The sequence below is a fragment of the Limnospira sp. PMC 1279.21 genome, from assembly GCF_032349615.1.
GTDB lineage: Bacteria > Cyanobacteriota > Cyanobacteriia > Cyanobacteriales > Microcoleaceae > Limnospira > Limnospira fusiformis.
Genome location: NZ_JARPLU010000078.1, coordinates 1 through 6492, shown reverse-complemented (window position 1 = coordinate 6492; position 6492 = coordinate 1). Strand labels below are relative to the sequence as shown.

At 45.3% G+C, this 6492-nt stretch carries 8 protein-coding genes; 5 read left to right on the top strand and 3 right to left on the bottom strand.

Annotated features, from left to right (window positions below):
- Positions 1 to 64: 64 nt before the first annotated feature.
- The 5 genes from P5683_RS13255 to P5683_RS13235 all read left to right on the top strand — a co-directional run bounded on the left by P5683_RS13255 (position 65) and on the right by P5683_RS13235 (position 4887).
- Complete coding sequence (locus P5683_RS13255; RefSeq protein WP_006623077.1) at positions 65 to 820, top strand: ABC transporter ATP-binding protein; 756 nt, start codon at positions 65 to 67, stop codon at positions 818 to 820.
- A 361-nt stretch (positions 821 to 1181) separates the two neighbouring features.
- Entirely contained in the window at positions 1182 to 1421 is a 240-nt protein-coding gene (locus P5683_RS13250; protein WP_006623076.1) for a DUF3134 domain-containing protein, read from the top strand.
- Positions 1422 to 1562: 141 nt separating this feature from the next.
- Positions 1563 to 2660 (top strand): phospho-N-acetylmuramoyl-pentapeptide-transferase, encoded by a 1098-nt coding sequence (gene mraY, locus P5683_RS13245; protein WP_006668340.1) that lies wholly within the window; start codon positions 1563 to 1565, stop codon positions 2658 to 2660.
- 44 nt (positions 2661 to 2704) lie between these two features.
- On the top strand, positions 2705 to 3631 hold the full coding sequence (locus P5683_RS13240; RefSeq protein WP_006623074.1) for a glycosyltransferase family 2 protein: 927 nt from the start codon (positions 2705 to 2707) through the stop codon (positions 3629 to 3631).
- A gap of 38 nt (positions 3632 to 3669) precedes the next feature.
- Positions 3670 to 4887 carry a 5-(carboxyamino)imidazole ribonucleotide synthase gene (locus tag P5683_RS13235; protein ID WP_006668339.1) on the top strand — a complete coding sequence of 406 codons (1218 nt, stop codon included), beginning with the start codon at positions 3670 to 3672 and terminating at the stop codon, positions 4885 to 4887.
- A 113-nt stretch (positions 4888 to 5000) separates the two neighbouring features.
- Here the strand turns inward: P5683_RS13235 and P5683_RS13230 are convergent, their stop codons facing one another.
- The 3 genes from P5683_RS13230 to P5683_RS13220 all read right to left on the bottom strand — a co-directional run bounded on the left by P5683_RS13230 (position 5001) and on the right by P5683_RS13220 (position 6389).
- Positions 5001 to 5237: a hypothetical protein gene (locus tag P5683_RS13230; RefSeq protein ID WP_006619724.1), complete on the bottom strand. Its 237-nt coding sequence runs from the start codon at positions 5235 to 5237 to the stop codon at positions 5001 to 5003.
- A 272-nt stretch (positions 5238 to 5509) separates the two neighbouring features.
- Entirely contained in the window at positions 5510 to 5929 is a 420-nt protein-coding gene (locus tag P5683_RS13225; RefSeq protein ID WP_006623072.1) for a M48 family metallopeptidase, read from the bottom strand.
- Positions 5930 to 6026: 97 nt separating this feature from the next.
- On the bottom strand, positions 6027 to 6389 hold the full coding sequence (locus tag P5683_RS13220; protein WP_006668338.1) for an iron-sulfur cluster assembly accessory protein: 363 nt from the start codon (positions 6387 to 6389) through the stop codon (positions 6027 to 6029).
- Between the last annotated feature and the right edge of the window lie 103 nt (positions 6390 to 6492).

The window sequence follows — 6492 nt, the reverse complement described above, 5'->3', positions numbered from 1 at the left end:
CCCTCCCATCCCCCTATCGGCGGGGGCGATAATTTTGTTACAAAACTTAATATAAGCAAAGATTATGAAAACCTTTCCGAGAGAGATTGGGAATAAATCTCAAAATGAGTCACCAAAAGCGATCGTGCATTTAGAAGGAGTGAGCAAAGTTTATGGAATGGGAGACATAGAAGTTAAAGCCTTAAATGGTGTGAGCCTGACGGTAGAACCAGGAGAATACTGCTCAATTATGGGAGCGTCCGGTTCAGGAAAATCCACAGCCATGAACATTATCGGCTGTTTAGATCGTCCTAGTTCAGGTTCTTATCAATTAGACGGGGTAGGTGTCGCCCAAATGAATGAAGGGGAACTAGCCAAAATTCGGAACCTAAAAATTGGTTTTGTGTTTCAGCAATTCCACCTTCTGGCACAAATGACAGCCCTCGATAATGTGATGTTACCAATGCTCTACGCGGGAATTTCCGCCAAGGAAAGGCGAGAACGAGCCACAGAGGCCCTAATTAGGGTAGGTTTAGAAAATCGTATGCACAACAAACCCAACCAACTATCTGGGGGACAACAGCAAAGGGTGGCGATCGCCCGCGCCATTGTCAACCGTCCAGTATTATTACTAGCAGACGAACCCACAGGAGCTTTAGACTCCAAAACCACCCAGGAAGTCATGGATATTTTCACCGAAATGAATAACAGCGGCATGACTGTAGTTATGGTAACTCACGAACCCGATGTAGCCCGCCAAACCAAAAGGGTAGTTTGGTTTAAAGATGGTCAGGTGATTCATTCCCACCTGAAACCCGAAGATTTGCATCATGCCATTTAAACAAAAAGGGCGACCCATTCGGCTACCTGCAAATCAGGATATACAAAAATCAATCAATTATCTGTAGTTTCTTATCCCCAACAGCTAGACCCTCAGCAGCACCAGGCGTAGAACTCCGCAACCTCTTCCCGGGTTTGGGTAGAAGGATTTACGGGTGGGAGTGCGGAAAATTTGGTCAAATCATGTAGATTGTTTTAGGAATCGTGGTAAATTATGGACGGCTTCAATATGGATCTCTATTGGTACTTTCTGCCTAATAAACATATAGGAGCCACAGTAAACTAACTCAGGCGCAATAGAGTCGAGGGGATGACTCCCAAGACTCTTAGCCGGGGTAAACTGAATCACGAAACCAAAACCTATGCAAAATCCCTCTTTGCGCGAAACCCCAAGCCATGAACCCGCTGATGTGATTCCATCTAAACAGCAGGTTTCCCTGTTAGACTGGCTAACCCAGACTGGGCGCTTGATTCCGCGAGACACTGTTCAGGAACCTGTGAATAGTTACAGGCCCGACGAAGAAGAAATATCAGAACTCATGGTTGATGATCCTTCTTATGTTGATGAGGATGAAAGCGATGATGAAATCGACGAAGACTAAGGAACAGTGCCACTAATCGGAGTAGCGATTGAGTGCGGGTATCGACTGAGGAAGATTTATCAATGGGGACTCATAAGTTACCCTAGTGCAAATTGTATTTGCCTACAAAGTTTTTGGTGTTGAGGATTGATTGAAAAACCTGTGGATAGTAAATTTACTAACTCCAAGTCCCTACAACTATCAGGATCGTATTTATTACTGTTCCTTTGTTTAGGATTGAGCGCTTTCGCCATTGGCTTGGATATGACAGTAAGCCACCTCTGGCCTACTAATATTTCCTTGTTCGTACCGTTTACCATTTGCGCCTTGGTCGTGGCGGCGACCGGACAGTGGATTATCCCTATCTTAACCCGGATTAAAGCGGGACAGTTCATCCGGGAAGACGGTCCGCAAGCCCACCTCAAGAAAGCGGGAACCCCAACCATGGGAGGGATTTTCTTTATTCCGGTCGGTATTGCGATCGCACTAGCCGGCTCAGGATTTGATGCTAATGTGATGGCAATTTGTGCGCTCACCGCTGCCTTTGGTTTAGTGGGGTTCATAGATGACTGGCAAATCTTGAGACGAAAATCTAATAAAGGTATCTCTGCTAAGATGAAATTGGCGCTGCAAGTGTTGTTTGCAGTGCTGTTCTGTATTTGGTTAGCCTACAATCAGGCTTCGGTAGCATCTAACATCGCCTTACCCTTTGGCTTAACTCTATCCCTAGGGGTGTTATTCTGGCCTCTCGCTACATTCGTTCAGGTGGCGGAAAGTAATGCCACTAACTTAACTGATGGGGTTGATGGTTTAATGGGAGGATTAGGAGCGATCGCCTTTTTGGGAATGGCCGCCTATCTCGCCCCCACTTACCCAGAAATTGCCCTATTTTGTGCCTGTATGTCCGGCGCTTGTGTAGGATTTGTTTCCCACAACCGCAACCCTGCTAAAGTATTTATGGGAGACACAGGAGCCTTAGCTTTAGGGGGAGCCTTAGCTGGGGTGGCTTTGATTACTAATACCCTCTGGGTGTTATTAATTATTAGTTTGATTTTCTTAATCGAAACCCTGTCTGTCATTGCCCAAGTGACCTACTACAAGGCGACTAAAGATGCCAACGGAGTTGGTAAACGTCTGTTGAGAATGGCTCCAATTCACCATCACCTCGAACTTTCTGGCTGGTCAGAAACTCAAGTTGTAGGCTGTTTCTACTGTGTACAAGGCTTACTAATTTGGGTTGTTTTTCTGATAGCTGGTTAGGGATTTTCTTTTGTGGTTAAAAAGTTCAATTTGAACTGCCTATTATGCCATATATTTCTGTTGTCATCCCTATCTATAACGGCGAAGCGGATTTTCCAGATTTGATTGATTGTTTGCGATCGCAAATTTACCCAACCAATCAGGTTGAGTATCTGCTAGTAGACAATAACAGCAGCGATCGCACTGGGGAAATTCTGCAAACAGCTACCCAAGATCCAACCCTGCCCCTGCGACCCCTGACGGAAAATCAAATCCAAAGTTCCTACGCAGCCCGAAATCGTGGTATCCGCGCCGCCAGAGGCGAAATTATCGCCTTTACCGACGCTGACTGTCGCCCAGAACCGGAATGGTTAAAAAACCTGGTACAACCATTTGGAGATGATCAAATCGGCATAGTAGCAGGGGAAATTATCGCTTTACCCGGAAACACTCTCCTAGAAAAACACGCCAGCCGCCAAGATACCCTTTCTCAAAAACACACCCTCGCACACCCTTTTTATCCCTACGGTCAAACCGCTAATTTAGCCGTGCGACGAGACGCATTCCAAAAAACGGGGTTATTTCGTCCCTATCTCACCACCGGGGGAGATGCTGATTTGTGTTGGCGCATTCAACAGCAAACCAGCTACAAGTTAGCCTTTATGGAAAAAGCACAGGTCAAACATCGCCACCGCAGCACCCTCAAAGGATTACAAAGTCAGTGGCGACGCTATGGAGAATCCAACCGCTATCTTCACCAAATCCACGGCGTGGATTTAATGCCTCAAATGCAGCCTAAAGACTATATATATAGCCTGGGGCGGTGGATAGTCAAGGAATTGCCCATCAATAGTGCTAAGGCGATTATAGGTCGCGGTGAGTGGGTTGATGTGGTGGGGACTCCCATAGGTCTACTTAATGCTAGATGGCGATCGCAGGGTCAGCAACAAGCAAGTCTTCCTGAACAAGCCAAACAGATTGATCAGCTTTAATCACATAAAACCGTCAAGTGTCGCGGAGGTTTTTTACGATGAACGTCACCCTTATACCCCCCCCTTCCAATCAAACACTTACCCGCGTTGGTGTCATTGGCGGCGGACAATTAGCTTGGATGATGGCTAGTGCGGCTAAGAATTTGGGGGTGTCTCTGGTGGTCCAAACTCCCCATAATAGTGATCCGGCTGTGGCGATCGCCACCGATACGGTTTTAGGAAATATTGCTGATGCGATCGCTACTCAGGAGTTAGCTAAACGCTGCGATGTCATTACTTTTGAGAATGAGTTTATTGATCTTGATGCCCTCCGGGTATTGGCAGAAGCCGGGGTCTGTTTCCGCCCCCGTCTGGAGGCTTTAGCACCCCTGTTAGATAAATTTGAGCAATTATCTCAATTACAAGGTTTAGGCTTGCCTGTGCCTCGGTTTGAGGCTCTAACACGGGTTGAAGGTGATCTTAACCCTCAGATTACACAAGGTTTGGGTTATCCGGTAGTTCTCAAAGCTAGACGGCATGGTTATGATGGCCAGGGAACCTTTATCATTCCTGATGCTGCTACCTTGAAGGCTACCTGGGCGAAGTTTGATTATCCCCCCATGCTACTACAGGAGTTTATCCCCTTTGAACGGGAATTGGCAGCGATCGCCGCCCGGTCAGTCACCGGAGATGTCGCTATTTATCCCATCGTGGAAACTATCCAACATGATCAGGTTTGTCATCGGGTGATCGCCCCCGCTAAGATTAGCACCCATTTACAGGATCAAATTAATCGATTAGCCCATACCCTTCTCCATGGTTTAGACGTGGTGGGGCTATTTGGTATTGAGTTTTTCCTGACCGCTTCTGGGGAGGTTTTGGTGAATGAAATCGCCCCCCGCACCCATAATTCCGGTCACTTTAGCCTTGATGCTTGTCATACCTCCCAATTTGAACAACATTTGCGGGCGGTCTCTGGTTTACCTTTGGGAAATCCTGACCTTAAATGTGGCGGCGCGGTGATGGTGAATTTGTTGGGGTTTGAGTTGGCGGAAAATGACTATTTAGCTAAACGGGAACAACTGGCTGCTATTCCTCAAGCTAAAGTTCACTGGTATGGGAAAATTCAGTCCCGTCCGGGTCGTAAACTGGGTCATGTCACCGTGTTAATTGATACTGAAGACCCAATCCATACTCTTCAAGAGGAAGCACAGGCGATCGCTCAACAGATAGAATCTATTTGGTATGGTGATCAACTTCCCTACCGCCATCAGTAATCATACTCATTTGACTGATTGTTACCCCCCCCCAAAAAAAAATAGCTGTCCTTACCTGTGAGGACAGCCTAATTTATCTAATTTATAGGTATATACTCTTAGTATTTAATACTCTAAGATTCTGCACTCTCCCCTGACTGAGATGATTGTAAATTATCAGGATCGACATAGTAGCAAACGGAATCTAAGCAAATTAACGCCCAGCCCGACTCTTCAATGTTTTTTAACTTGTAAGCACCCTGCTGCACAAAAAAGCCTTTATGATTGCGGGTATCAGCCTTAACGTAAACTTGGTTATCATTAACCTGGTTATCATTGCCCATAGTTATTTCTACGTTATCATTGCCCATAGTTATTTCTACTCCTTGTGTTATCAAATTGGTCTGCTAACTTCAAATAAGATTGTTAATGCGTGAAGTTCCCAAATCTTATCATTTATTTTGCCAATTGTTGGTTAAATAATATTATTTTTTGTAAAGGAGTTTCAAGAGCTACCTAGTAGGAATATTTACTCAGTCGCCCTATTCAACTGGAATTTACTTGAATTGCCGTGAACAGACCCGATAATTTCAGGTCTATTACTGGCGATGCTATATGTTAGCATATCATCAAATTAGTATTGCTAAAGTTCTAGCAGCCATTGTTTAACCCTAAGTAAACTTTTCCATTCAGGTTTGCGAGTCAATCCATCGTCCAAATTTTTTTTGACTTCCTCTAGCCACTCCGAATCAGCCATAATCATCTGTTGAGCCATTTCTACATGGGGACGAACCCCGGGTTTTTGTAAATCCAACATCGATACGGCTAAATTTACCCTAGCTTGGGGGTCGTGGGGATTTAATTTAACTGCTAACTTGGCGGCTTTATAAGCCGCAGAAGGTTTATCAGCAAGGAGGTATAACCAAGCTAGGCTAGTCCAGGCGTTACTATTTTTAGGAGAGCGATCGCACACTTCACGAAACACGGGGATTAAGGTATCCATAGCTTCCCCAGCTTGATAACGCTCAAATCCTTCCTTAAACAGTTCTTCAGTAGTTTTCATCGTTAGAGAGCAAGTATTACAGACTACAAAGCGATCGCCATTGTCTAACTACAATCTGCGATCGCCTTTAATCATACCTGATGTAGTCCGTCAAAAATCAAGTAGCAAAGGACTTACCACAGCCACAGGTTTGACTAGCATTAGGATTAGTAAATTGGAACCCACCCCCAATCAAAGCGTTGCTGTAGTCAAGGACCATACCATAAATATACAGCAAACTCTTGGGATCACAAACAACCTGAAAACCATTATGGTCGAAGACCTCATCGGTATCCTGGATGTTATTGGGTTCAATAAAATCCATCATGTAGGACATACCAGAACATCCCCCCTGACGGACACCCACCCGTAAACAGAGGTCTCTACCCTGCTTCTCGCGCAGGAAAAGCACCTGCTGAACAGCAGCATCAGTCATCTGAATTCCTTGGGTTGGGGTTTTAGACTCAGTTGCTTGTGTCATTGGCTTTCCTAACTGATACATTTACGCGACATTTTTCCGGTTGTTCCTGGACAATGCGACGATAGCACTATTACCCGTTAAGGTAACAGAGGCGGTATCCCGC

What these genes read in the sequence shown, in the direction of transcription:
- P5683_RS13255 (WP_006623077.1), top strand. Translation starts at nt 65, where the DNA reads ATGAAAACCTTTCCGAGAGAGATTGGGAATAAATCTCAAAATGAGTCA.
- P5683_RS13250 (WP_006623076.1), top strand. Translation starts at nt 1,182, where the DNA reads ATGCAAAATCCCTCTTTGCGCGAAACCCCAAGCCATGAACCCGCTGAT.
- P5683_RS13240 (WP_006623074.1), top strand. Translation starts at nt 2,705, where the DNA reads ATGCCATATATTTCTGTTGTCATCCCTATCTATAACGGCGAAGCGGAT.
- P5683_RS13235 (WP_006668339.1), top strand. Translation starts at nt 3,670, where the DNA reads ATGAACGTCACCCTTATACCCCCCCCTTCCAATCAAACACTTACCCGC.
- P5683_RS13230 (WP_006619724.1), bottom strand. Translation starts at nt 5,237, where the DNA reads ATGGGCAATGATAACGTAGAAATAACTATGGGCAATGATAACCAGGTT.
- P5683_RS13225 (WP_006623072.1), bottom strand. Translation starts at nt 5,929, where the DNA reads ATGAAAACTACTGAAGAACTGTTTAAGGAAGGATTTGAGCGTTATCAA.
- P5683_RS13220 (WP_006668338.1), bottom strand. Translation starts at nt 6,389, where the DNA reads ATGACACAAGCAACTGAGTCTAAAACCCCAACCCAAGGAATTCAGATG.